We start from the raw sequence: 22,121 nt of genomic DNA, 5'->3' as shown, positions 1-22,121 counted from the left end.
GGCCGCCGCACCGGCCGCTGCCACGCCCGTGGCAGCGGTGACTGCGGTGGCCACTCCGGTCGCCGCCAGTGCGCCGGTGGCGCCGGTCGTTCCGGTTGTCGCCCCGGCGGCGCCGAAACAGACGCCCGCCCCGGTTGCGGAGCAGGCCGACGCCGACGACCTGCCGCCGTGGCACCCGACCGGTGCCGAGGACCGCGACGAGGCGCTGGCCGCCGAAATGGCCGGTCCCGACGCGGCCATGGTGGCCCCGTGGGAAGCCCCGCCGGAGCCCCCCGTGGCGCAGCCGGCACCCGTACCGGCACCGGCCGCTCGTCCGCAGGGCATCGCGATTGCCCCGGCGGCCGCTGCACCGGCAGCCAGCGGCCCGGTGACACTGCAGTCCGCCGAAACCTGGCTGGAGCTGGTCACCCAGAGCCAGTTGAATGGCCCATCGCGGCAGCTGGCTGCGCATGCGGCATTCATCGGATTTCAGCACGGCGTCTTGAAACTGGCCGTATCGCCCGGATTTGAGTATCTGTGTTCGGACCGTTCGCTGGCGGCCCTGACCGAGGCGCTGTCCGGCCCGCTCGGGATGACCCCGCGGATCGTGATCGAACACGGCAGCGCCGAGGCCGAAACGCTGCACCAGCGTTCCGACCGCCAGCGTGGCGAACGACAACAGGCGGCCGAAACCGCCTTCATGGCCGACCCGTCGGTGCAGCTGCTCATCCAGCAGCATGGCGCGCGGGTCGTGACCGATTCCATCCGTCCTTTTGATGAGTAATACGACATGCGCGGCAACATCGCCCAACTGATGCAGCAGGCCCAGAAGATGCAGGAAAACCTGCAGAAGGCCCAGGAAGACCTCGCCAAGCTGGAAGTCACCGGCACCGCCGGCGGCGGCATGGTCAGCGTGACCCTGACCGGCGCCAAGGAGTGCCGCAAGGTGCGAATCGATCCGTCGATCCTGTCCGATGCGGAAATGACCGAAGACCTGGTGGCGGCTGCCTTCAACGACGCCTCCAACAAGATCGACGCCGAGTCGAAGAACCGCATGGGTTCGGCTACCGCTGGCATGCAGCTGCCGCCCGGCATGAAGCTGCCGTTCTAAGCGTGAGCCTGCCGCTGCTCGAGCAGTTGATCGAGGCGTTCCGCGTCTTGCCGGGCGTGGGCCAGAAAACGGCCCAGCGCATGGCGTACCACGTGCTCGAGCGCGAGCGCGAGGGCGGGCAGAAACTGGCCGACGTGCTGGCCAAGGCGATCGAGCGCATTGGCCATTGTGCGCAATGCCGCGATTTCAGCGAGACCGAGATCTGCGCGGTATGTGCCAATGGCAGCCGCGAACGACAGCAGCTGTGCGCGGTGGAGTCGCCGGCCGATCGGCTGGCGATCGAGACCGCCACGGGCTTCCGTGGCGTGTATTTCGTGCTGCAGGGGCGGTTGTCGCCGCTGGACGGCGTGGGCCCGCGTGAGCTTGGCCTGGACCAGCTGGAGGCACGCCTGAAGCAGGGCGAAGTGCAGGAATTGATCATCGCCACCAGCGCCACCGTGGAAGGCGAGGCAACCGCGCACTACCTGGCGCAGCTGGCACGCGCACACGCGGTGCGCCCCAGTCGGCTGGCCCAGGGCCTGCCATTGGGTGGCGAGCTGGAGTACGTTGATCGCGGCACGCTGTCGCACGCGTTCGGAACGCGTACCGAAGCGACGTAACCCCACCAGGTGACCCCATGACCCAAGACACGCTGTTCGGCAAGATCATCCGCCGCGAAATTCCCGCCACCATCGTCTATGAAGATGACGAGGTGCTGGGCTTCAAGGACATCGCACCGCAGGCGCCGGTGCACGTGCTGTTCATTCCGAAACTCGAAGCCATTCCCACGCTGGACGATGTACAGCCATCGCAGGCGCACCTGATCGGCAAGCTGGCGTTGGCCGCTGCCGAATATGCACGCCGCGAATGCTTCGCGCAGGACGGCTATCGCATCGTCATGAACTGCCGCGAGCACGCCGGTCAGACCGTGTTCCACATCCACCTGCACCTGCTGGCCGGGGCGCCGCTCGGACATTTCGGCATCCCCAACGCATGAAAAAACCGCCCGGGAGGGCGGTTTTTTTTTGGAGCGAATCGAGCGGCGGTCGGTAATTACCACCAGCCCCAACCGCGGTAACCCCAGCCCGGACCCCAGCCTGGACCCCAGGGGCCGTACGGGTAGACCGGGACCACGTCCACCTGGCGCTGTTCCGGCCAGAGATAGACGACGTCGGCCTCCAACTTGGGCAGGCGGTAGTCGTATTCGCCGATGCGGGTGTTCTCGTAGCCGGCGATCTTGCCGATGAACGTTACGTCGCGACCTTCCTCGAACACGGCCGGATCATAGAAGCCGGCGCGGCAGGCAATGAAGCGCCCGTCGCTGGCATCCGACGACGTGGTGGACGGGCGGCCGCTGCTGTTGAGCGGGCGCGACAGCAACTGGAAACAGGTCTGACCCTGGCCCGGCACGGTTTCAATGATGCGGCCGCCCCAGCGCACGGGCGTGCCCACCTGCTGGGTGGCCACCGAATCGCGCGGGTTGACCACGCTGAACTGCCCCTGCAGCGGTTTGGGCGCGGTGGCGCAGGCGGCCAGCGCCAGCGAGGCAGCAAGGGGAAGCAGGATCTTGACGTTCATGATGTTGCTCCGGTGGACGGGCGGTGCCTGCGCAGGTCGCGCACGAGTGAAGGGTCGAACTCGGCGCCAGCGTAACGCGCCTGAACGAAACGGATGCTGAGTGACAGCAACGCCGGCTCGGGGCGTTGGCGGTGGACGCGCTGCGCCCAGTCCGTGGCCGGTTCCGCCGTTCCCCTGGCCAGGCCATGCCGCGCGTAACGCCGCCCCAGCCGATGCCAGGCCCGCAGCAGCGGATCACGTTCGCGTTCGCCCCGGGCCAGCAGCCATGCCATCCAGCCTAGCGCCAGGACCGCGAAGGTAGTGAAAATGCCGATCAGCTGCGCCGGCTCCGGCCTGTCGATGCCCAGCGGGCGCAATAATTGCTGCTGGCGGTTGGCGTCGAAGGACAACACCAGGTCGTTCCAGCCGCGGCGCAGGAAGTCACCCACCTGGCCCAACTGCAGCCAGCGGCCTTCCAGCGTGGTGCCGTCCGCGCCGCCGAGGCGGTCTTCCAGGGTGTCGTAGACGCGCTCCGGCGCCACCGCCGCAGTGGGATCCACCCGAACCCAACCGCGCTGCGGCAGCCACACTTCAGCCCAGGCGTGCGCATCCATCCGCCGCAACACGTAGTAGTTGCCATAGGGGTTGCGCTGGCCGCCGGCAAAGCCGGTGACCACCCGCGCGGGAATGCCGGCGTTGCGCATGAGCACCACGAACGACGAGCTGAAGTGCTGGCAGTAGCCGGCCTGCTGGTCGAACAGGAATTCGTCCACGCTGTTCCGGCCTGGTTCCGGCGTGTCGAGCGTGTAGGCAAAGCGCGAACGGATCCAGTCCAGCGCCCGCGCCACGATGGCTGCATCGTTGCCGCCAGCCTCTTGCCGCCACTGCCGGCCCAATGCCGCCGTGCGCGGATTGAGGTCGGGCGGCAGTTGAAGCGCCAACTGGCGCTGGAATGCATTGAGCGGTTCGGTGTACGCCGCCGCCGGTGCCGATTGCAGGCGCCAACGGGTGAGTGCCGAGAGGCTGCGATTGCTGCGCAGGCTGTAGGTGCCATCCAGCGTGGTCCCGGCTGGTGCCTGCAAAGGCAGGTCCAGCGCCACCAGTTGGCGGCGGTCGGTCGGTTCGTAGTCGATCTGGTAGTCCCAGCGCGGCGCGGCGCGGGTCACCGGGGGGGGCGGGCGTCGCTCGCTGTAGGGGTCCCGGTCCCAACGACGGCCATCGAAACGGGTCATTACCGGGCCGCGCCAGTAGCGCTGCTCGGGGGCGGGCGCCGGGCCGAAGAACGTCACGCGCAGGGCGGTGGAGTCGTCGGCCATCAGGTCCAGCCACGCGCTGGGCTCCATGTGGTCGGATAGCCCCGGCTTGCCGACCGCGCGATCGGGCAGTCCCCACAGCGGCTCGCTGAGGCGGGGGAACAGCCAGAACGCGGCCAGTGCCAGCGGCACGCCCAGTGCGGCCAGCTTGCCCACGCCACGCAACTGGCCGCCCAATGCAGAGCCGGGTGCCTCGCCTTCGGCCTGGGCCAGGCGTTGCAGGGTGAGCAGCGTGGCCAGTGCGGCGAGCACGGCCAGTGCCATCGTCAGCGGTCCCTGGTCGAGCAGGAAGGCCGAGAACGGCGCGAACAACGCGAAGCCCAGCAGGCTGCGCGCGTCGCGCAGGCTGCGCAGTTCGCTGGATTTGAGTGCGAGCATTGCCGCCAGCAGTGCGCAGCCGCTGTCGCGGCCCGGGCGCGGGCCCATCTGCCAATACACCGCCGCCAGCATGGCCAGCACCAGCAGCAGCCGCACCGGCCCGGGCAGCACACGCGGACCGGACAGTACGGCGGTCAGTACCGCCACCAGCGCGAACACACTGGCCAGCAGGGGCGGCAACTGCAGCAGCAGCGGTACCAGCGCCAGCGCGCCACTGGCCAGGGTCCAGCGCCGCGCGGCGGGCGAGAGCAGGGAGGCGGGCAGCTCAGCCATGCGGCATCAGCGCCAGCGTGCGCTGGCAGAGGTGGTGATGGCTGTTGCCCTGGCTGGGGCCCAGCACCGGGTTGCCTGGTACCTGCAGCGTGTAGCGGCGGCCCTCGCGTTCGGCCAGGTCGACCCAGCGCGCCAGTCGTGCGATCCGCGCTTCCGGCGGAAGCGGCGCAAGCTGTCGCCAGTCCAGCAGGATATCCACGCCCACCGGCTTCTCGTACTCGCGCACCAGCAGCGTGTCGCGGCGCGCCGAGTGCTTCCAGGAAATGCTGCGCGGCGGATCGCCGGCGCGATACGGGCGCAACTGGTGCAGTTCATCGCCACTGGCATGGACACGCGTGTGCAGCGGGTCGCCACCGCCCTCGGGCAGCGCCGGTGCGTGCGCTTCGGGCGTGGCGTAGACCAGCAGCGGCGTGTCCGGCCAGACCCACGACCACGCGCGTACCAGGCCCAGTGGCTGGGTGGTGGAGATGCGGATGCGATCAAGATCGAGCCAGCCGCGCTGATGGGTCGGCAGTGCGAGATCCACCTCGATCTGGTCGGCGTCCACCAGGTGCCCGAACGCAACGGCATCGCCGAGCGTCAGCTGCAGCCCGCGGCGCTGGCGCGCATCGGCGCGCGACAGACTTACCCGCAGCCGCAGTGGCGCGCCGGCCACCACCGGATCGGCCGACACCGCGTCGATCTGCAGTCCCGACAACTGCAGGTGCGCGCTGAGCGTGCTGGCGATGGCCACCGTCGACAGCAGCAGTGCCAGCAGCAACGCCGGGTTGTTGTTGTAGTTCAGTGCGCCCGCCAGCATGACCAGCAGCAGTACGGTCACGAACAGGCCAAAGCGCGTCGGCAGCACATAGATGCGCCGCCGATCCAGCCGGCGCGGCAGGCCCTCCGGGCGGCGCGGTCGTGCCATCAACTGCAACGTCCGCCAGCGGTCTCCCCAGCCGCTGCGCATCTCAGTCCACCGGGACGGTCTGGAGGATGGCGCGGGCCAGTGCGGGCCCGGTGCTGGCTTCGGCCTCCGGCACCAGGCGATGCCCGGCGACCGCGACAAACAGCGTCTGCACGTCCTCGGGTACCACGTGGCCGCGACCCAGCAGCAGCGCATGCGCCTTGGCCGCGCGCAGCAGCGCCAGCCCCGCACGCGGCGACAGCCCCACGCGCACCCCGGCGTGCTGGCGGCTGCGCGCCAGCAGTGCCTGCACGTACTGGATCAGTGCCTCGCTGGCATGTACCTGGCCGACGGCCTCGCGCAGCGTGCGCACCTGGTCGTCGCTCAGGCAGGCGGTCGCGCGTGCAATGAGGTGGCGGCGATCGGCGCCGCGCAGCAGTTCGCGCTCGGACTCGGGATTGGGGTAGCCCAACGCCAGCCGCAGCAGGAAGCGGTCCAGCTGCGAGTCGGGCAGCGGGAACGTGCCCGACAGGTCCACCGGGTTCTGCGTGGCGATGACGAAGAACGGATCCGGCAGCGGATGGGTCACGCCATCCAGCGTGACCTGCTGTTCGGCCATCGCTTCCAGCAGCGCACTCTGGGTGCGTGGCGGCGCGCGGTTGATCTCGTCGGCCAGCAACACGTGCGTGAAGACCGGGCCGGGATGGAACTGGAACTGGCGGCTGCTCGCCTCATAAACTGAGACGCCGAGCACATCTGCAGGCAGCAGGTCCGACGTGAACTGCACGCGCTGGAAGCCCAGGCCCAGGCTGGACGCCAAGGCATGCGCCAGCGTGGTCTTGCCCAGCCCCGGCAGATCTTCAATGAGCAGGTGGCCGCCGGACAACACGGCAACGAAGGCCAGCCTCACTTCATGGGCCTTGCCGAGCACCAGCCCGTTGACCTGGTCCTGGGCGTCGCGCAGGGCTTGTCGCACTACATCGGTTAGCATGGCGGGCACGCGGGGCGAAGTATCCATGTCCGTCTCGTGTCGTTGATTCCTTCGATTCTATAGAGCAATGCAGGGCGAACAACGCGCACGCACAATTTTTCTGGTGTTGTGGACGCTGATCACGGCCGTAAAGCTTGTGATAGCCGCGCGTCTGCCCTTGTTCGTGGACGAAGCGTTCTACTGGCAGGAAGGTCAGCACCTGGCTGCTGCGTATTCCGATCTTCCGGGCCTGACTGCCTGGCTGGCCCGTCTCGGCGTGGAGCTGGGTGGCCAGCACGTGCTGGCGCTGCGGCTTCCGTTCCTGGCCATCGGTGCGATGCTGCCGTGGCTGGTGTCGCGCATCGCGACGCGCTGGTTTGGCGCCGTTGCCGGTTGGCAGGCAGGCAGCCTCACGCTGTTGATGCCGCTGTCGGCCACGCTGGGCATGCTCGCGGTGCCGGACGTGCCGATGGCACTGGCCGCGGTGCTGTGCCTGGACGCCGGCGCGCGCCTGCTGCGTACCGTCGACGCGGCGGCGGCGGTGAAGCTGGCGCTGGGGCTGATGATCGGTGCACTCAGCCACTATCGTTTCATCGGGGTGATCCTGGTGGGTTTCATCGTCCTGATGCTGTTGCCGCAGGGGCGGCGCACGCTGCGTGATCCGCGCGTATGGGTGGCGCTGGCGGTGGGCGTGCTGGCCTGGTTGCCGCTGCTGGCGTGGAATGCCGACAACCAGGATGCCGGGCTGAAATTCCAGGTGGTCGAACGTCACCCATGGGCATTCCAGTGGAGTGGCCTGTGGTTCCTGGTGATCCAGCCGATGCTGGTCACCCCGATCCTGTGCATCGCGATGTGGAAGGTGGCGTTGGCCGGCACCCGCTCCGGCGGCGGCGCGCGCGCGCAGTGGCGTTACTTCGGTCTGGTCGGTGCGGTATCCACGGCGTCGATCTTCGCGTTGGGCTTCTTCACCGACGTGGAGCGCATCAGCTTCCATTGGCCGCTGCCGGGTTACCTGGCGCTGCTGGTGGCGGTGCCGGTGGTGCTCAACGGCTGGCCGCGCTGGCTGCGTCGTACCGGCTGGTGGTTGGCCGGTGCCGGCCTGGCGCTGGCGTTCGGCTACTACCTCATGGTGTCCACGCCGGCCCTGCGCGAGCAGCTGGCCGGCGACAAGTATTACCCGCGCAACTTTGCCGGCTGGCAGCCGTTGGCCCGCGCGGTGCGCGAGGATTTGGCCGCGATGCCGCCGGGCACCCGTGTGCTGGCAGGCAACTTCAAGGTGGCGGCCGAGCTGGGCTTCCAGCTGGACGACCCGCGCATCGAAGTGCTGCGCCACCCGCTCAACGACAAGCACGGTCGCACCGCACAGCTGGGTCTGTGGGGGTTGCTGCACGATGGCCAGCGCGATGCGCCGATGCTGCTGGTGCTCTCACCCAGTGACCAGCGCTACCGTGACCTGCTGGAGCGTTACCACGCTGTCTGCGCGCAGGTGGGGCCGTTGCCGCCGCCGCGCGTGGTCAGCCAGGACCACGGCTACCAGCGGTTCCTGCTGTTCCGCCTGCCGGCCACGCGCGCCGAGGGGCCGTGCGTGACCCCGGCCATGGCGTGGTTGGACACGCCGCAGCCCGATGCGGAGGTTGGCGACAGCGTGCAGATACGCGGCTGGGCGTTCAAGGACGGGGTAGGGCTGTCGCGCGTGGAGGTGCTCGTTGATGGGCGCCCGGCGGCCACGGCGGTATACGGCCGCCCGTATGACGTCACCGGTTTCTGGAAGATCTCCAGCGACCCGCAGCACCCCAACGTCGGCTTCGACGCCACCCTCGATACGCGCGGGCTGGCCCCGGGCCGGCATTGGCTGGGCCTGGTCCTGCACGGCAACGACGGCAGCGTGGAGACCTGGCAGGAACAGGCGCTGGTGGTGCCCGGGCGCTGACGCTCAGGGCAGGCGGTAGCCGGCCTGGCGCAGCAGCCTGCTGAGCGCGATCAGCGGCAGCCCGATCAGCGCGGTGGGGTCGGTGTTCTCGATCGCCTCGAACAGCGTGATGCCCAGCCCCTCGCACTTGAAGCTGCCGGCGCAGTCCAGCGGCTGCTCGGCGGCGACGTAGCGGGCGATCTCCGCGGCCTCCAGTGGCCGGAACCGCACCTGGGTGAGGTCGCAGTGCGCCAGTTCCTGCGCATCGCGGCGCAGGCACACCGCTGTATGGAAGGCCACCGTCTGCCCGGACATCGCGGCCAACTGGGCGTGCGCCCCGGACACGTCGCCCGGCTTGCCCAGCGGGGCCCCGTTCAGGTCTGCGACCTGGTCCGATCCGATCACCCAGCGCCCCGGATGGCGGGCCGCCACCTCGGCCGCCTTGGCCGCCGCCAGGCGGATGGCCAGCGCCCGTGGGGCCTCGCCGGGCGCCGGGGTCTCGTCCACCTCCGGCCGCGCGGTCTCCAGCGGCAGGCCCAGCCGTTCCAGCAGTTCACGGCGGTAGCGGGAGGTGGAGGCGAGCAGCAGGGCAGTCATGCGACAATACCGGGGTACATGGGGTGGGCCGCACTTTACAGGGTGGAGGTCGACCCTCGGGAGGGGAATTGACAACTGCCAGCGGCGTCCTTAACATTCAGCGGCTTATGTCCGCGAACGTGCCCGAATTGCTGGATGCCTGGCGGATGGTCGCAGCACGAAGGTGCTTCGACGGTCAGGTAGAACTGGCAGAAATGACCCGCCTGCAAGGCCTTGTCGCCGATTCCGAGGGAAAGTGCACCTTTGCGCTTGAATTCGGCCACGACGACATCCTGCGGGTATCCTATGTGGACCTGACCATCGATACCGCGCTGCCGCTGATCTGTCAGCGCAGCCTGCAGCGCTTCCTGCTGCCGGTGTCGGTGAAGCAGCGGCTCGGCCTGATCCGCAACGAAGACGAAGAGTCCTCGTTGCCGGAAGAGTACGAGGCGATGCTGGTGCCCGAAGACGGCAACCTGCGTCCGCTGGATCTGGTTGAGGACGAACTGGTCCTGGCCGTGCCCGTGGTACCGCTGTCGCCCGAGGGCGAGGCGGTGGACCGGGACTGGGCGCCGACCGAAGAAGAACAGAGCAAGGCCAATCCGTTCGCGGCATTGGCGGCGCTGAAGAAACAATAGCAGCCGGATTGTCGTCGGCGGCTGCGGCGAAAGCGAAGAATGTGCTGGGCGCTGGCGTCCTGCGCGACGATACGACGAAGCTAATCGAACTGAGTTTGGAGCAATCCCATGGCTGTGCAGAAATCCCGTGTTACCCCGTCCCGCCGCGGTATGCGCCGTGCGCATGACGCCCTGAGCGCCAAGCAGCTGTCGACCGACCCGACCACCGGCGAAGTGCATCTGCGTCACCACATCACCGCTGACGGTTTCTACCGCGGCAAGAAGGTGATCACGACCAAGTCGAACTCGGCCGTCGAAGAAGATTGATTTGTGAAGGCCGCTGCCCGGTCGGGCAGCGGCCTTTACCCCTTTCTTCCCGGCTGTCAGTGTTGATGGCCGTGTTACAGGAAATGCAATGAGCAAGCGGATCTACTCGAGGATCGCGGGCACAGGTAGTTATTTGCCCGAAAAAGTGTTGACCAACCAGGATCTGGAGAAAATGGTCGACACCACCGATGAGTGGATCCAGACGCGCACCGGTATCCGTGAGCGGCACATCGCCGCCGACACGGAGACCACCAGCGACCTCGGCTACCACGCCGCGGTGCGTGCGCTGGAAGCGGCCGGTATCGACGCTTCCCAGCTCGACATGATCGTGGTGGGTACCACCACCCCCGATCTGATCTTCCCGTCCACCGCGTGCCTGATCCAGGCCAAGCTCGGTGCGACCGGTTGCCCCGCCTTCGACGTCAACGCGGCCTGTTCCGGCTTCGTGTTCGCGCTGAGCGTGGCCGACAAATTCATTCGCTCCGGTGACGCCCGCCATGTGCTGGTCATCGGTGCGGAAACCCTGACCCGTATCGTCGACTGGACCGAGCGCACCACCTGCGTGCTGTTCGGCGATGGTGCCGGCGCGGTCGTGCTCAAGGCCAACGAAGACACCGGCATTCTCAGCACCCACCTGCATTCGGACGGCAGCAAGAAAGAGCTGCTGTGGAACCCGGTGGGCGTGTCGGCCGGTTTCGGCGAGGGCGAGCAGGCCCGCGGCGCGATCCTGATGAAGGGCAACGACGTGTTCAAGTACGCCGTCAAGGCGTTGGACTCGGTCGTGGACGAAACCCTGGATGCCAACGGCCTGACCAAGTCCGACCTGGACTGGCTGATTCCGCACCAGGCCAACCTGCGCATCATCGAAGCCACCGCCAAGCGCCTGGACATGTCCATGGACCAGGTGGTGGTGACGGTGGACAAGCACGGCAACACCTCCTCGGCCTCGGTGCCGATGGCGCTGGACGTGGCCGTTCGCTCGGGTCGCGTCGAACGCGGCCAGCTGCTCCTGCTGGAAGCCTTCGGCGGCGGCTTCACCTGGGGTTCGGCGCTGCTGCGTTATTAATGCGTTAAGGGCGGCGCGGCAAACGCGGATCGCCCTGCGCCGGTAGCGCACGACCGTGGGTCGTGCGGCCACAACAACGGCCCTGATGGGGCCGTTTTGCATTTTTGGAGTTGCGTCATGGTCGAACCCATCGTCATCGAGGGCCAGCGCGCCTGGCTCAAGCAGTACGGTGAGAGCAGTCGCGCGGTCGCGCTGGGTCTGCTGAATTTCATTGCCCATCGTTTCCAGCTCGATGCGCTGCGCCCGCCGCCGCACCGGGGCGGCGATGCGGCGCGCAGGACCGAAGCGCGCCGGCTGGCCGAGCTGCTGGCGCAGGGCGTCAACGTGCCGCACGTGATCGGCAGCGGCCATGCCGCGCTGGTGCTGGGCGACAACGGCACCTCATTCAACACCTGCCTGCGCCAGGCCGACGATGCCGGCCGCGACGTGCTGGTAGCGGCCGCCATGCAGGCCATCGCCGCGGCGCATGCCAAGGGCGCGTATTTCGGCCAGCCGTTGCCGCGCAACCTGACCTGGGACGGGCAGCACATCGGCTTCATCGATTTCGAGGAAGACCCGCTGGAAGTCATGGACCTGGCGCAGGCCCAGGCGCGCGACTGGCTGATGTTCGGCTACGGCGTGGCCAAGTATTACGAGCACCGTCCGGCGCAGCTGCAGGCGCTGATGGCGGCGGCCATGGACGGTGCCGCCCGCCCGGTGCTGGCGCATGCCCACGAAGTCTCCGGCCGCCTGCAGCGCCTGGCGCGCTACAGCATGAAGCTGGGGCGCTCGGCGCGCGCGCTGGCGCACGGGATTCTGGTCGTGCACGGTGCCACCACGCTGGGCGTGCTGATGCTGGTGGGGATCTGCTTCGACTTCTTCTCCGACGGGGATCTGGACATTCTGCAGATGTTTGTTTGACCCCCTCAATACGCGCCAGTACAGACGAAGCGCGGTAATCCCCCTTATCATTCGCCGTTCGTTTTTTGCAGGCGGAACTCCGCGTGACCGACTCCAATCTCGCTTTCGTGTTCCCCGGCCAGGGCTCGCAGTCGCTGGGCATGCTGGCCGAACTGGCCGAGCTGCACCCGCAGGTGCGTGAAGCGTTCACCGAGGCGTCCGACGGCGCCGGCGTGGACCTGTGGGCCCTGTCGCAGGGTGGCCCGGAAGAGATGCTCAACCGCACCGAATACACCCAGCCGGCCCTGCTGGCCGCCAGCATCGGCGTATGGCGCGTGTGGACTGCACTGGGCGGTGCCAAGCCGGCCGTGCTGGCCGGTCACAGCCTCGGGGAGTACACCGCGCTGGTGGCTGCCGGCGCACTGACCCTGCGTGACGGTGCCCACCTGGTGCGCCTGCGCGGCCAGTTCATGCAGGAAGCCGCGCCGACCGGCGTGGGCGCCATGGCCGCCGTGCTTGGCGCCGAAGACGCCCTGGTGCTGGAGGTCTGCGAGCAGGCCGCCGGCAGCCAGGTCGTGGTGCCCGCCAACTTCAATTCGCCCGGCCAGATCGTCATCGGTGGCGACGCCGCCGCCGTCGATCGTGCCCTGGCCCTGCTCGCCGAAAAGGGCGTGCGCAAGGCCGTCAAACTGGCCGTCAGCGTGCCCTCGCACACCCCGCTGATGCGCGAAGCCGCCAACCGGCTGGCCGAGACCATGGCCGGCCTGGACTGGCGCGTGCCGACCCTGCCGGTGGTGCAGAACGTCGATGCCCGCGTCCACGATGGCGTGGACGCCATCCGCCAGGCCCTGGTCCAGCAGCTGTACCTGCCCGTCCAGTGGACCGGCTGCGTGCAGGCGCTGGCCGCGCGCGGCGTCACCCGCGTGGCCGAGTGCGGCCCGGGCAAGGTGCTGACCGGATTGATCAAGCGCATCGACAAGTCGCTGGAAGCGCGCACACTGTCCACGCCCGCCGACTTCGAAGACGCCCGCGACACCTGGGCTGCCTGACACTTTCGATCGCGTCCGTGACGCACTTGCCTTCGGGCCGGTGTGGCGGGGTGGTCCCGTCTGAGGAAACAGAATATGAGCAAGCCCCTTCAGGGTGAAATCGCACTGGTGACCGGCGCCAGCCGTGGCATCGGTGCCGCGATTGCCGACGCACTGGCCGCGCAGGGCGCGACCGTCATCGGCACCGCCACGACCGAATCCGGTGCCGCTGCCATCGGCGAGCGCCTGGCCGCGTCCGGCGGCCATGGCCGCGCGCTGAACGTGACCGACCCGGCCGCGCTCGAGGCCGTGCTCGACGGCATCGCCAAGGAATTTGGTGCCATCACCATCCTGGTCAACAACGCCGGCATCACCCGCGACAACCTGCTGCTGCGCATGAAGGAAGAGGACTGGCAGGCCATCCTCGACACCAACCTGACCAGCGTGTTCCGCACCTCCAAGGCGGTCATCCGCGGCATGATGAAGGCGCGCAAGGGCCGCATCATCAACATCGCCTCGGTGATCGGCGTGACCGGCAACGCCGGCCAGGCCAACTATGCCGCCGCCAAGGCCGGCATCATCGCCTTCTCCAAGTCGCTGGCCAAGGAAATCGGCTCGCGCGGCATCACCGTCAACGTGGTGGCGCCGGGCTTCATCGACACCGACATGACCAAGGCCCTGCCCGAAGAACAGCGCACCGGCCTGGTCAAGTCCATCGCCCTGGAACGCCTGGGCGAACCGTCCGACATCGCCAATGCGGTGGCGTTCCTGGCCGGTCCCTCGGCCAGCTACATCACCGGTGAAACCCTCCATGTGAACGGCGGTATGTACATGCCGTAAGCATGTGGCGCACGGATCGCGCCGCAAGTGGTTGATCTGAAAGGCGTTTACCAGCCATGCAAGGCGCCACTGGTTTCCACTACACTATCCCACGGTCATCCATCCTCGGATGGCGTCACTTTGAACCACTACTCCATCTGGAGCGATATCTAATGAGCACCATCCAAGAACGCGTCAAGAAAATCGTCGTCGAACAGCTTGGCGTCAAGGAAGAAGAAGTCACCAACAGCGCATCGTTCGTCGATGACCTGGGCGCTGACTCGCTGGACACCGTTGAACTGGTGATGGCGCTGGAAGAAGAATTCGAGTGCGAGATCCCGGACGAAGAAGCCGAGAAGATCAGCACCGTCCAGGCTGCAATCGACTACATCACCGCCCACGTCAAGGCTTGATGTCAGGCGGCTTGCACGCGGGTGTGGCCAACGCCGCCACCGCGTGCAGCAAACCCATGGGGCCGCGCTTGCGGCCCTGTGCATTTAAGCGTTGTACCGCGTCATACCCGCAACACCCGGGTCAGGAGAATCTGCAATGAAGCGTCGCGTCGTCGTTACCGGCATGGGCATGGTCTCGCCGTTGGGCAATGATATGGCCACCAGTTGGAAGGGCATCACCGAAGGCCGTTCCGGCATCGGTCCGCTGACCAACGTTTCGCAATCCTACCTGGACCGTTTCACCACCAAGATTGCAGGTGAGGTCAAGGAATTCGACATCACCGCCGACAACGAACAGTTCGGCAAATACCGGGTCAGCGGCAAGGATGCCAAGAAGATGGACCCCTTCATCCATTACGGCCTCGGTGCCTCGTTCATGGCTTTGAATGATTCGGGCCTGGAAATCACCGACGCCAATGCCGAGCGCATCGGCGCCATCGTCGGCGCCGGCATCGGCGGCCTGCTCGGCATTGAAGAGCAGACCATCGAGTTCCACGAGGGCAAGAAGATCTCGCCCTTCTACGTGCCCAAGACCATCATCAACATGTTGCCGGGCCAGCTCAGCATCATCACCGGTCTGAAGGGTCCGTCGTTCTCGGCGGTGTCCGCCTGCGCGACGTCCAACCATTCCATCGGCACTGCCATGCGCATGATCCAGTACGGCGATGCGGACGTGATGGTGGTGGGCGGTGCCGAACGCGGCTCCTCGCCAACCGCGCTGGGCGGCTTCTGCGCCATGAAGGCCATGAGCACCCGCAATGATGCGCCCACCGAGGCCTCGCGCCCGTGGGACAAGGATCGCGACGGCTTCGTGCTGGGCGACGGCGCCGGCATCCTCGTCCTCGAAGAATACGAACACGCCAAGGCACGTGGCGCGCGCATCTACGCAGAGCTCGCCGGTTTCGGTGCCAGCTCCGATGCGTACCACATGACCGCCCCGAGCGAGAACGGCGAAGGCGCCGCACGCTGCATGACCATGGCGTTGAAAGACGCGGGCGTCACCCCGGACCAGGTGGGTTACCTCAACGCGCACGGCACCTCCACGCCGCTGGGCGACCTGGGCGAAACCATGGCCATGAAGACCGCCTTCGGCGATCACGCCCACAAGATGATGGTCAGCTCCACCAAGTCCATGACCGGCCACCTGCTCGGCGCGGCCGGCGGCGTGGAAGCCATCTTCTCGGTGCTGGCCCTGCAGGACAACATCATCCCGCCCACCATCAACCTGCACGAAGCGGGCGAGGGCTGCGACCTGGATTACGTGCCGAACACCGCACGCGACGCCAAGGTGGATGTGGTGATGTCCAATGGCTTCGGCTTCGGCGGCACCAACGGCACCCTGGTGTTCAAGCGCGTCTGAGTCCGCCACGTTCCGTACCCCTGCACCGGGCCGCCATCATGGCGGCCTTGGTGTATCTGGCCCCCGCACTCCCTTCGGTTTCCCCGCCATGTTCCAGACCCGCCTGCTGCCCGATTCCACCGACCTGCTCGCCCTGCAGCGCCTGGCCCCGCAGCGCTATCCGCTGCTGATGGAATCCACCGCCTCGGGCACCGCCCAGGGGCGCTGGGACCTGCTGCTGATGGGCAACGGCGAGTCGCTCGCCCTGCACGCCGATGGCCGCGTGCGCGACCACGATGGCGCCACGCATTCGGGCACCTTCCTGGACGTGCTGGACGCCCACTGGCAGGCCCTGCGCCTGCCGCGCGAGGAAACCGGCCTGCCGTTCCGCGGCGGCTGGGCGCTGATGCTGGACTACGAACTGGCCGGCCAGATCGAGACCGTGCTCGCGCTGCCCGCGCGCGCCGACGGACTGCCCAGCGCGCTTGCGCTGCGTTGCCCGGCCGCCGTCCTGCATGACCGCGTGCTGGGCCAGTTCCATGCCGTGTGCGAGACCGACCACGTCGCACTGCTCGACACCCTGCTGGAGGATCTGCAGGCCACCGCCACGCTGCCGCCACTGCCGCAGTGGCAGCCACCGGCGCAGATGGACGAAGACGCGCCCACGCGCTTCACCGACGGCGTGGGCAAGGTCATCGACTACCTGCGTGCGGGCGACGTGTTCCAGGTGAACCTGTCGCGGCGCTGGTCGGCCCGTTTCGATGAAACACTCTCGCCGCAGGCGCTGTACGCCCAGCTGCGCGTGGCCAACCCGGCCCCGTTCGCGGGCCTGTTCATCGCGCAGGGCAGGGCGGTGGTGAGTTCCTCGCCCGAGCGCCTGGTGTCCGTGCATGGTGACGACGTGCAGACCCGCCCCATCGCCGGCACCCGCCCGCGTTTCGCCGGCGATGACGATGCAGAGCGCATCCGCGAACTGGTCGGCCACCCCAAGGAGCGCGCCGAGCACGTAATGCTCATCGACCTGGAGCGCAACGATCTGGGCCGCATCTGCACCCCGGGCAGCGTGGAAGTGGATGAGCTGATGACCGTGGAAAGCTACGCGCACGTGCACCACATCGTGAGCAACGTGCGCGGCCGCCTGCGCACGGGCGTCAACCCCGGCCAGGTGATTGCCGCCACCTTCCCCGGGGGCACCATCACCGGCTGCCCCAAGGTGCGCTGCATGCAGATCATTGCCGAGCTGGAGCAGACCGCGCGTGGCGCGTATACCGGCGCCTTCGGGTGGCTGAACCGCGACGGCGACCTGGACCTGAACATCCTCATCCGCACCGCCGAAGTCGCCGCCGACCGCGCCAGCTTCCGCACCGGCGCCGGCATCGTCGTCGATTCGGACCCGGCCAAGGAACTGGACGAGACCCGCGCCAAGGCGCGCGGCCTCATGCGCGCGCTCGGCCGCCACGAATGAGCCAAGGTATGCTGTAGGGCGGTCGCGTAGAGGCACGCCATGTGTCGCGCGGAAACGAACACACCCGTAGAGCCACGCCCTGCGTGGCGGCACCACCCCACCGAGGTATGCATGGCAGGCGTAAAACGAGGTTGTCTCACCGTCCTTGCGGTACTGCTGCTTGGCGCACTGCTGCTGGCCGCCGCTGGCGCCTGGTTCTGGCGCAGCCAGAGCAGCTTCGCCGACGAACCCATCAGCCCCGACCAGCCCAGCATGGTCATCGCCTCCGGCGACGGCCTGCAGACCGTGCTGCGCAACCTGCGCAAGGCCGGCGTGGATGAGGGCACCGACACCCAGTGGCAGCTGCTGGCGCGCCAGCTCGACGCTTCCGGCAAGCTCAAGGTGGGCGAATACGCCCTCGACCCCAGCCTTACCCCGCGCGAGCTGCTCACCCGCATGCGCCAGGGCCGCACCCTGCAGCACCGCGTCACCATCGTCGAAGGCTGGAACATCCGCCAGCTGCGCGCCGCACTCAAGCGCGCCGACCCGCTGGTGCACACCACCGACGAGCTCGATGACGCCGCCCTGATGAAGGCGCTCGGCTTCCCCGACCAGCACCCCGAAGGCCGCTTCCTGCCCGAGACCTACGTCTACCAGCGCGGCGACACCGACGTGGACGTGCTCAAGCGCGCCCACGCCGCCATGGAAAAAGAGCTTGCCGCCGCCTGGGAAAGCCGCGCCGACGACCTGCCGCTGAACACGCCCTACGAGCTGCTCATCCTGGCCTCCATCATCGAAAAGGAAACCGCGCTGCCCAGCGAGCGCCCGCAGATTGCCGGCGTGTTCGTGCGCCGCCTCAAGATGGGCATGCGCCTGCAGACCGACCCCACCGTCATCTACGGCATCGGCAGCAGCTACGACGGCAACATCCGCAAGCGCGACCTCACCACCGACACGCCTTACAACACCTACACCCGCGCCGGCCTCACCCCCACGCCGATCGCCATGCCGGGCCGTGACGCCCTGCAGGCCACCGCGCGCCCCGCCGCGGGCGACGCGCTGTACTTCGTGGCGGTAGGCGACGGCAGTGGCGCGCACGTGTTCTCGGCCACCTACGCCGAGCACAACGCCGCCGTGGCCCGCTACCTGCAGCAGCTGCGCCAGCAGCGCAGCCAGGCGGCCCCGCAGTGAGCCCCGCGCTGCACCGCCACCCGCGTTTCATCAGCCTTGAGGGCGGCGAGGGCGCGGGCAAGTCCACCGCCATCAACGCCATCCGCGAGGCCCTGCACGCGCGTGGCCACGAGGTCGTCCTCACCCGCGAGCCCGGCGGCACCCCGCTGGCCGAGCGCATCCGCGCGCTGATCCTCACCCCGGACGAGGAGGTGGCCGCCGAGCCGCTCTCGGCCGAGGCCGAGCTGCTGCTGGTCTTCGCCGCCCGTGCCCAGCACGTGCGCCAGGTCATCCAGCCCGCGCTGCGCCGGGGCTGCTACGTGCTCAGCGACCGCTTCACCGATTCCAGCTACGCCTACCAGGGCGGTGGCCGCGGCCTTGAGCCGGAGTGGATTGCCGACCTTGAGCGCCGCGCCGTGGGCCTGCTGCCCGGCCTGACCCTGCTGCTGGATGTGGACGTGGCCGTGGGCCGCGCCCGCGCCAACGGCCGCGACCTCTGGCCGGACCGCATCGAAAGCGAGCAGGACGACTTCTTCCAGCGGGTGCGCGCCGTGTTCCGCCAGCGCGCCGCGCAGGACCCCGCGCGCTTCCGCCTCATCGACGCCAGCCAGGACCAGGCCGGCGTGGCCGCGTCCGTCGTGGCCGCCATCGACGCCTGGCTGGCGCAGGAGCACCCCCGTGACTGACACCTTCTCGCCGTGGCAGCAGCGCGCCTATGACCAGACCGTGGCCGCGCTCGACGCCGATCGGCTGGGCCATGGCCTGCTCATCTGCGGCCCGGCCGGGTTGGGCAAGCGCGAGGTGGCGCTGCGCCTGGCCAAGCACGTCCTGTGCCGTGGCGAGCCCGCCGCCGCCCTGCGCAGCGCCCAGCTCATCGCCGCCGGCACCCATCCGGACCTGCAGCTGGTCTCGTTCATTCCGAACAAGACCGGCGACAAGCTGCGCACCGAGATCGTCATCGAGCAGGTGCGCGAGATCTCCCAGAAGCTCTCGCTCACCCCGCAGTACGGCATCGCCCAGGTGGTGATCGTCGACCCGGCCGACGCCATCAACCGCGCCGCCTGCAACGCGCTGCTCAAGACCCTGGAAGAGCCGCAGCCCGGCCGCTACCTGTGGCTGATCAGCAGCGACCCGGCGCGGCTGCCGGCCACCGTGCGCAGTCGCTGCCAGCGGCTGGAATTCAAACTGCCGCCGCGCGAGGAAAGTCTCGCGTGGCTGCAGACCCAGGGCCACAGCGAGGCCAGTGCCCGCGAAGCCCTGGACGCCGCACGCGGCCACCCCGGCCTGGCCGACGACTGGCTGCGCCACGACGGCCTGGCCCTGCGCCGGCAGGTGGCCACCGACCTCGAAGGCCTGGTCGCCGGCCGCTCCGGCGCGGTGGAGCTGGCCCAGCGCTGGACCAATGACGAGCACGCGGCCCTGCGCCTGCGGCACGCGGCGGATCTGGCGCTCGCCCAGGCCACCGGGGGTGGCTTGACCGATCCGGAGCGATTGCACAAGCTGGGGGCCTGGTTCGACGCCGCCAACCGTACCCGCGATCTGTTGCGCACCACTGTGCGCGCCGACCTGGCGGTGGTGGAATTGTTGTTGGCCTGGAACAAGGTCAACGAGCGGCAAGCAAAGGGGAATAGAGCATGAGCGCCACCAACGCCCGCCAAGGCATCCTGTCGCTGGCCGTCAAGGATAAAACCGCGCTGTACAGCGCCTACATGCCGTACGTGAAGAACGGCGGCATCTTCGTGCCCACGCCCAAGCGCTACTTCCTGGGTGACGAGGTGTTCCTGCTGCTGACCCTGCCGGACTCCAGCGAGCGCCTGCCGGTCGCCGGCAAGGTGGTCTGGGTCACCCCGGCGGGCGCGCAGGGCAACCGCGCGGCGGGCATCGGCGTGCAGCTGGCCGACGGCCAGGAAGGCGAGAACGTGCGCAACAAGATCGAGACCGCGCTGGCCGGCACGCTGAATTCGGACAAGCCCACGCACACGATGTGAAGAAATTTCAGAAAACCCGTTGACGTTGAATTTTGCCGCCCTATAATGAGCGGCTCAGCAGCATCGGGCGGTTAGCTCAGCGGTAGAGCATTGCCTTCACACGGCAAGGGTCGCAGGTTCGAACCCTGCACCGCCCACCATGAATTGAAGCGTCAAGACAAAACCGGCGAAAGCCGGTTTTTTCGTGGGCGCTCTTCAGGCGTATCGCGCTACGCAGCGCCAGTCCATTTGGCTGTCAGGCCGCTCAAGCCACACCGTAGGCTGAGCTGATCGAGTCCTGAGAATCAGCAGAATCAAGCGATTTCCCATTCGCCGCATTAGGCGACACTCTGTTCTGCACAGCTGGCAGAGCATTTGAACATTGACCGCCCCTGGTTTCCGCCGGCGGGTTGATGCGTCTCTGACCGATGACATTCGAGGGAACGATCCAGTGCGGTGGGCATGGATGGAGGAATGACATGAACGATATTTCAGGTCCGCAGGACGTGTACAAGTGCCTGGTCGAGGAGGCTCCAGAGGGCTGGCTTCTCGGGCTGCTCGCGTTCGCGGTCCTTGAGGAGCAGCGGATCGATTGGATGCGTCATGTAGAGGCAAAATCAGGGGTGGCCACCACCAGCGATCAGGTTCGGACCTGGTACGAACAGCTGCCCAGTTCGGCATTGGATCGGGCACGCGGCAATGCGGAGAACGTGCTGAATGCGTACGCCCAAGAGGTTACCAGGTCTATTGATGAGGGCTATAAGAGGGCGGCAATGGACGGCGTCGTGGTAGCCGAAATTCGATCAAGCAGCAGGTTCTGGCCCAAGTTTCTTGCCAACGTGGCCGCCGGACTCGTCGGTACGCTCATGTTTTCAGTTCTTCTTGTATTGATTGTGCTCGTTGCCCTGCGCGATCCTTCCCCTGTTGCAATCATCAAGCAAGTTCAGGAGGCTCAACGTGTCAAATGAACCGATTTCCGAGGATGTGGCGGCGGCCGCCTACAAGGTGCTCCACGACAGAGCGAACAGCAAGCGGGAGAAGACGGCCGCCCGCTTGTATGCGTCACAGCACTACACAGTATTGAGCAGTTTTTCACCGGCCAAGAAGGCCGCATATCAAATTCTCAGGGACCCTTCGAGAAGCAAGGCGGCCATGGTGGCTGCAGGATTGACCTTGGAACAGTTCACGAAGCGGTGAGTCGCCAGCCCGCTGCAGCAGTGCTTTGTTGGCGCTGAGCGAGCCCGCTTCGGCGGGGTGAGTGATTCCTGAAAGCTGGAGCGGATGAGAAGATGAGGCGCGTCAACGGGAGCAATATCGCCACCATGCACCCGCCGGTCCATCCAGGCGAAGTTCTGGCAGAAGAATTTCTGGCCCCGCTTGGCATGTCCGCCAGGGCGTTGGCGAAAGCAATTGAAATTTCACCCGTCAGCGTCTCGCACATCATTGCCGGTCGCCGTTCCATCACCGCCGACACCGCCCTGCGCTTTGCGCGCTGCTTCGGCGCAACGGCGCAGGTTTGGATGAACCTCCAGATGCACTACGATCTGGAGACCGCCAGCCGCGAGGTGGGCTAGGCAAGACCGGAAACTTCCATGCGTACCAGTGCCGCGCAGCTGATGCTTCTCTCCATTGTGTACGCCCTCGCCATCGTGTGGGGCGTTGAGTGGCTGCTCGATCTTCTGAGGTCGCGCACATTTGGAATGGGGTCTGAAGTGCACCCGCGTTGGGTGCGTACTGCACTGGCCTTCGCGCCGTTTGCCCTTTTCTCGCTGTGGGCCGCCATGCGGCGGCCACCGCACCTGAGCAGGGGTTACATCGCTGGGCTGGTGGCCTCGCTTGCGCTGTGGGGCTGGTACTACGCAGACGGTTTCATGAACACCGGCGGCGGCGCCAACATCGGCCTCGGCATCCTCATGCTGCTGTCGCCAGTACCGGTGTTCCTGGTCCTGTGGCTGTTCTCACGCAGGGCGTGACCGGGAGGCGCCAACACCGCCGGGGAATGCCGCTGCGGCGTTTGCGCGGCGCGCGCATGGGCAGGCTCAGTAGAAATACGCAAAAGCACCAGTAGTTAAGCGGTTGCCC

At 67.5% G+C, this 22,121-nt stretch carries 27 protein-coding genes and 1 tRNA gene; 23 read left to right on the top strand and 5 right to left on the bottom strand.

The annotated features are described in order from the left end of the window. The 4 genes from ACOZHM_RS07660 to ACOZHM_RS07645 form a co-directional block, all read left to right on the top strand. On the top strand, positions 1-763 hold a 763-nt coding region (locus tag ACOZHM_RS07660), incomplete at its 5' end, for a DNA polymerase III subunit gamma/tau C-terminal domain-containing protein (protein ID WP_421568607.1). 6 nt (positions 764-769) lie between these two features. Further along, positions 770-1,090, top strand: coding sequence for a YbaB/EbfC family nucleoid-associated protein (locus tag ACOZHM_RS07655; protein ID WP_421568606.1), 321 nt, complete (start codon positions 770-772; stop codon positions 1,088-1,090). A gap of 2 nt (positions 1,091-1,092) precedes the next feature. Then, positions 1,093-1,689 carry a recombination mediator RecR gene (recR, locus tag ACOZHM_RS07650; protein ID WP_421568605.1) on the top strand — a complete coding sequence of 199 codons (597 nt, stop codon included), beginning with the start codon at positions 1,093-1,095 and terminating at the stop codon, positions 1,687-1,689. Between the two features lie 17 nt (positions 1,690-1,706). Beyond that, complete coding sequence (locus ACOZHM_RS07645; protein WP_421568603.1) at positions 1,707-2,066, top strand: histidine triad nucleotide-binding protein; 360 nt, start codon at positions 1,707-1,709, stop codon at positions 2,064-2,066. A 56-nt stretch (positions 2,067-2,122) separates the two neighbouring features. Here the strand turns inward: ACOZHM_RS07645 and ACOZHM_RS07640 are convergent, their stop codons facing one another. From ACOZHM_RS07640 to ACOZHM_RS07625, 4 genes are read right to left on the bottom strand one after another with little or no spacing between them, the layout of a single operon-like run. Next, positions 2,123-2,647, bottom strand: a complete 525-nt coding sequence (locus tag ACOZHM_RS07640; protein WP_421568601.1) for a Slp family lipoprotein — start codon at positions 2,645-2,647, stop codon at positions 2,123-2,125. After that, on the bottom strand, positions 2,644-4,590 hold the full coding sequence (locus ACOZHM_RS07635; protein WP_421568600.1) for a transglutaminase TgpA family protein: 1,947 nt from the start codon (positions 4,588-4,590) through the stop codon (positions 2,644-2,646). The genes ACOZHM_RS07640 and ACOZHM_RS07635 overlap by 4 nt, the downstream gene beginning before the upstream one ends. Further along, entirely contained in the window at positions 4,583-5,539 is a 957-nt protein-coding gene (locus tag ACOZHM_RS07630) for a DUF58 domain-containing protein (protein ID WP_421568598.1), read from the bottom strand. Before ACOZHM_RS07630 ends, ACOZHM_RS07635 begins: the two co-directional genes overlap by 8 nt. 1 nt (position 5,540) lies before the next feature. Continuing rightward, positions 5,541-6,494 (bottom strand): AAA family ATPase, encoded by a 954-nt coding sequence (locus ACOZHM_RS07625; RefSeq protein WP_421568596.1) that lies wholly within the window; start codon positions 6,492-6,494, stop codon positions 5,541-5,543. A 40-nt stretch (positions 6,495-6,534) separates the two neighbouring features. Here ACOZHM_RS07625 and ACOZHM_RS07620 point away from each other — a divergent pair, with 40 nt between their 5' ends. Beyond that, positions 6,535-8,376 (top strand): glycosyltransferase family 39 protein, encoded by a 1,842-nt coding sequence (locus tag ACOZHM_RS07620; RefSeq protein WP_421568595.1) that lies wholly within the window; start codon positions 6,535-6,537, stop codon positions 8,374-8,376. 3 nt (positions 8,377-8,379) lie between these two features. Here the strand turns inward: ACOZHM_RS07620 and ACOZHM_RS07615 are convergent, their stop codons facing one another. After that, positions 8,380-8,952: a Maf family protein gene (locus ACOZHM_RS07615; protein ID WP_421568594.1), complete on the bottom strand. Its 573-nt coding sequence runs from the start codon at positions 8,950-8,952 to the stop codon at positions 8,380-8,382. Positions 8,953-9,059: 107 nt separating this feature from the next. Between ACOZHM_RS07615 and ACOZHM_RS07610 the strand changes: the two genes are divergently transcribed. From ACOZHM_RS07610 to ACOZHM_RS07525, 18 genes are all read left to right on the top strand, one after another. Next, on the top strand, positions 9,060-9,569 hold the full coding sequence (locus tag ACOZHM_RS07610; RefSeq protein WP_421568632.1) for a YceD family protein: 510 nt from the start codon (positions 9,060-9,062) through the stop codon (positions 9,567-9,569). 108 nt (positions 9,570-9,677) lie between these two features. Then, entirely contained in the window at positions 9,678-9,875 is a 198-nt protein-coding gene (gene rpmF, locus ACOZHM_RS07605) for a 50S ribosomal protein L32 (RefSeq protein WP_017357626.1), read from the top strand. A gap of 88 nt (positions 9,876-9,963) precedes the next feature. Beyond that, complete coding sequence (locus ACOZHM_RS07600; RefSeq protein WP_421568593.1) at positions 9,964-10,941, top strand: beta-ketoacyl-ACP synthase III; 978 nt, start codon at positions 9,964-9,966, stop codon at positions 10,939-10,941. Positions 10,942-11,058: 117 nt separating this feature from the next. Continuing rightward, on the top strand, positions 11,059-11,841 hold the full coding sequence (locus ACOZHM_RS07595; RefSeq protein WP_421568592.1) for a serine/threonine protein phosphatase: 783 nt from the start codon (positions 11,059-11,061) through the stop codon (positions 11,839-11,841). Positions 11,842-11,924: 83 nt separating this feature from the next. Beyond that, on the top strand, positions 11,925-12,869 hold the full coding sequence (fabD, locus tag ACOZHM_RS07590; RefSeq protein WP_421568591.1) for an ACP S-malonyltransferase: 945 nt from the start codon (positions 11,925-11,927) through the stop codon (positions 12,867-12,869). A 75-nt stretch (positions 12,870-12,944) separates the two neighbouring features. Beyond that, entirely contained in the window at positions 12,945-13,688 is a 744-nt protein-coding gene (fabG, locus tag ACOZHM_RS07585) for a 3-oxoacyl-ACP reductase FabG (RefSeq protein WP_421568589.1), read from the top strand. A gap of 152 nt (positions 13,689-13,840) precedes the next feature. Then, positions 13,841-14,080: an acyl carrier protein gene (gene acpP, locus ACOZHM_RS07580; RefSeq protein WP_421568588.1), complete on the top strand. Its 240-nt coding sequence runs from the start codon at positions 13,841-13,843 to the stop codon at positions 14,078-14,080. A 136-nt stretch (positions 14,081-14,216) separates the two neighbouring features. Further along, a complete protein-coding gene (fabF, locus tag ACOZHM_RS07575; RefSeq protein WP_421568587.1) occupies positions 14,217-15,479 on the top strand; it encodes a beta-ketoacyl-ACP synthase II in 1,263 nt (420 codons plus the stop codon). Positions 15,480-15,567: 88 nt separating this feature from the next. After that, positions 15,568-16,923 (top strand): aminodeoxychorismate synthase component I, encoded by a 1,356-nt coding sequence (locus ACOZHM_RS07570; RefSeq protein ID WP_421568585.1) that lies wholly within the window; start codon positions 15,568-15,570, stop codon positions 16,921-16,923. 111 nt (positions 16,924-17,034) lie between these two features. Then, positions 17,035-18,093, top strand: coding sequence for an endolytic transglycosylase MltG (mltG, locus tag ACOZHM_RS07565; RefSeq protein ID WP_421568583.1), 1,059 nt, complete (start codon positions 17,035-17,037; stop codon positions 18,091-18,093). Beyond that, a complete protein-coding gene (gene tmk / locus ACOZHM_RS07560; protein ID WP_421568582.1) occupies positions 18,090-18,758 on the top strand; it encodes a dTMP kinase in 669 nt (222 codons plus the stop codon). The genes mltG and tmk overlap by 4 nt, the downstream gene beginning before the upstream one ends. Continuing rightward, positions 18,751-19,710, top strand: coding sequence for a DNA polymerase III subunit delta' (locus tag ACOZHM_RS07555; RefSeq protein ID WP_421568581.1), 960 nt, complete (start codon positions 18,751-18,753; stop codon positions 19,708-19,710). The genes tmk and ACOZHM_RS07555 overlap by 8 nt, the downstream gene beginning before the upstream one ends. Beyond that, positions 19,707-20,060, top strand: coding sequence for a PilZ domain-containing protein (locus ACOZHM_RS07550; RefSeq protein WP_421568579.1), 354 nt, complete (start codon positions 19,707-19,709; stop codon positions 20,058-20,060). The genes ACOZHM_RS07555 and ACOZHM_RS07550 overlap by 4 nt, the downstream gene beginning before the upstream one ends. A gap of 65 nt (positions 20,061-20,125) precedes the next feature. After that, positions 20,126-20,200 (top strand) — tRNA-Val (locus ACOZHM_RS07545). A gap of 318 nt (positions 20,201-20,518) precedes the next feature. Next, positions 20,519-21,007 (top strand): hypothetical protein, encoded by a 489-nt coding sequence (locus ACOZHM_RS07540; protein WP_421568578.1) that lies wholly within the window; start codon positions 20,519-20,521, stop codon positions 21,005-21,007. Further along, positions 20,997-21,236, top strand: a complete 240-nt coding sequence (locus ACOZHM_RS07535) for a hypothetical protein (RefSeq protein ID WP_421568577.1) — start codon at positions 20,997-20,999, stop codon at positions 21,234-21,236. Before ACOZHM_RS07540 ends, ACOZHM_RS07535 begins: the two co-directional genes overlap by 11 nt. Before the next feature lie 92 nt (positions 21,237-21,328). Beyond that, positions 21,329-21,613, top strand: coding sequence for a HigA family addiction module antitoxin (locus ACOZHM_RS07530; RefSeq protein WP_421568576.1), 285 nt, complete (start codon positions 21,329-21,331; stop codon positions 21,611-21,613). A gap of 18 nt (positions 21,614-21,631) precedes the next feature. Next, entirely contained in the window at positions 21,632-22,012 is a 381-nt protein-coding gene (locus ACOZHM_RS07525; RefSeq protein ID WP_421568574.1) for a hypothetical protein, read from the top strand. Positions 22,013-22,121: the final 109 nt, after the last annotated feature.

Source organism: Stenotrophomonas sp. PD6, from assembly GCF_049199305.1.
Lineage (GTDB): Bacteria > Pseudomonadota > Gammaproteobacteria > Xanthomonadales > Xanthomonadaceae > Stenotrophomonas.
Note: the sequence above shows the minus strand (reverse complement) of the source record. Positions and strands in the feature narration are given on the sequence as shown.

Bases quoted from the DNA above. Each gene is read 5' to 3' on its own strand.
- ACOZHM_RS07610 (WP_421568632.1), top strand. From the start codon at position 9,060: ATGTCCGCGAACGTGCCCGAATTGCTGGATGCCTGGCGGATGGTCGCA.
- ACOZHM_RS07595 (WP_421568592.1), top strand. From the start codon at position 11,059: ATGGTCGAACCCATCGTCATCGAGGGCCAGCGCGCCTGGCTCAAGCAG.
- ACOZHM_RS07630 (WP_421568598.1), bottom strand. From the start codon at position 5,539: ATGCGCAGCGGCTGGGGAGACCGCTGGCGGACGTTGCAGTTGATGGCA.
- ACOZHM_RS07635 (WP_421568600.1), bottom strand. From the start codon at position 4,590: ATGGCTGAGCTGCCCGCCTCCCTGCTCTCGCCCGCCGCGCGGCGCTGG.
- ACOZHM_RS07525 (WP_421568574.1), top strand. From the start codon at position 21,632: ATGCGTACCAGTGCCGCGCAGCTGATGCTTCTCTCCATTGTGTACGCC.
- rpmF (WP_017357626.1), top strand. From the start codon at position 9,678: ATGGCTGTGCAGAAATCCCGTGTTACCCCGTCCCGCCGCGGTATGCGC.
- ACOZHM_RS07655 (WP_421568606.1), top strand. From the start codon at position 770: ATGCGCGGCAACATCGCCCAACTGATGCAGCAGGCCCAGAAGATGCAG.
- ACOZHM_RS07570 (WP_421568585.1), top strand. From the start codon at position 15,568: ATGTTCCAGACCCGCCTGCTGCCCGATTCCACCGACCTGCTCGCCCTG.
- fabF (WP_421568587.1), top strand. From the start codon at position 14,217: ATGAAGCGTCGCGTCGTCGTTACCGGCATGGGCATGGTCTCGCCGTTG.
- ACOZHM_RS07600 (WP_421568593.1), top strand. From the start codon at position 9,964: ATGAGCAAGCGGATCTACTCGAGGATCGCGGGCACAGGTAGTTATTTG.
- fabG (WP_421568589.1), top strand. From the start codon at position 12,945: ATGAGCAAGCCCCTTCAGGGTGAAATCGCACTGGTGACCGGCGCCAGC.
- acpP (WP_421568588.1), top strand. From the start codon at position 13,841: ATGAGCACCATCCAAGAACGCGTCAAGAAAATCGTCGTCGAACAGCTT.
- ACOZHM_RS07540 (WP_421568578.1), top strand. From the start codon at position 20,519: ATGAACGATATTTCAGGTCCGCAGGACGTGTACAAGTGCCTGGTCGAG.
- ACOZHM_RS07640 (WP_421568601.1), bottom strand. From the start codon at position 2,647: ATGAACGTCAAGATCCTGCTTCCCCTTGCTGCCTCGCTGGCGCTGGCC.
- ACOZHM_RS07620 (WP_421568595.1), top strand. From the start codon at position 6,535: ATGCAGGGCGAACAACGCGCACGCACAATTTTTCTGGTGTTGTGGACG.
- ACOZHM_RS07615 (WP_421568594.1), bottom strand. From the start codon at position 8,952: ATGACTGCCCTGCTGCTCGCCTCCACCTCCCGCTACCGCCGTGAACTG.
- ACOZHM_RS07530 (WP_421568576.1), top strand. From the start codon at position 21,329: ATGAGGCGCGTCAACGGGAGCAATATCGCCACCATGCACCCGCCGGTC.
- ACOZHM_RS07625 (WP_421568596.1), bottom strand. From the start codon at position 6,494: ATGGATACTTCGCCCCGCGTGCCCGCCATGCTAACCGATGTAGTGCGA.
- ACOZHM_RS07645 (WP_421568603.1), top strand. From the start codon at position 1,707: ATGACCCAAGACACGCTGTTCGGCAAGATCATCCGCCGCGAAATTCCC.
- ACOZHM_RS07550 (WP_421568579.1), top strand. From the start codon at position 19,707: ATGAGCGCCACCAACGCCCGCCAAGGCATCCTGTCGCTGGCCGTCAAG.
- mltG (WP_421568583.1), top strand. From the start codon at position 17,035: ATGGCAGGCGTAAAACGAGGTTGTCTCACCGTCCTTGCGGTACTGCTG.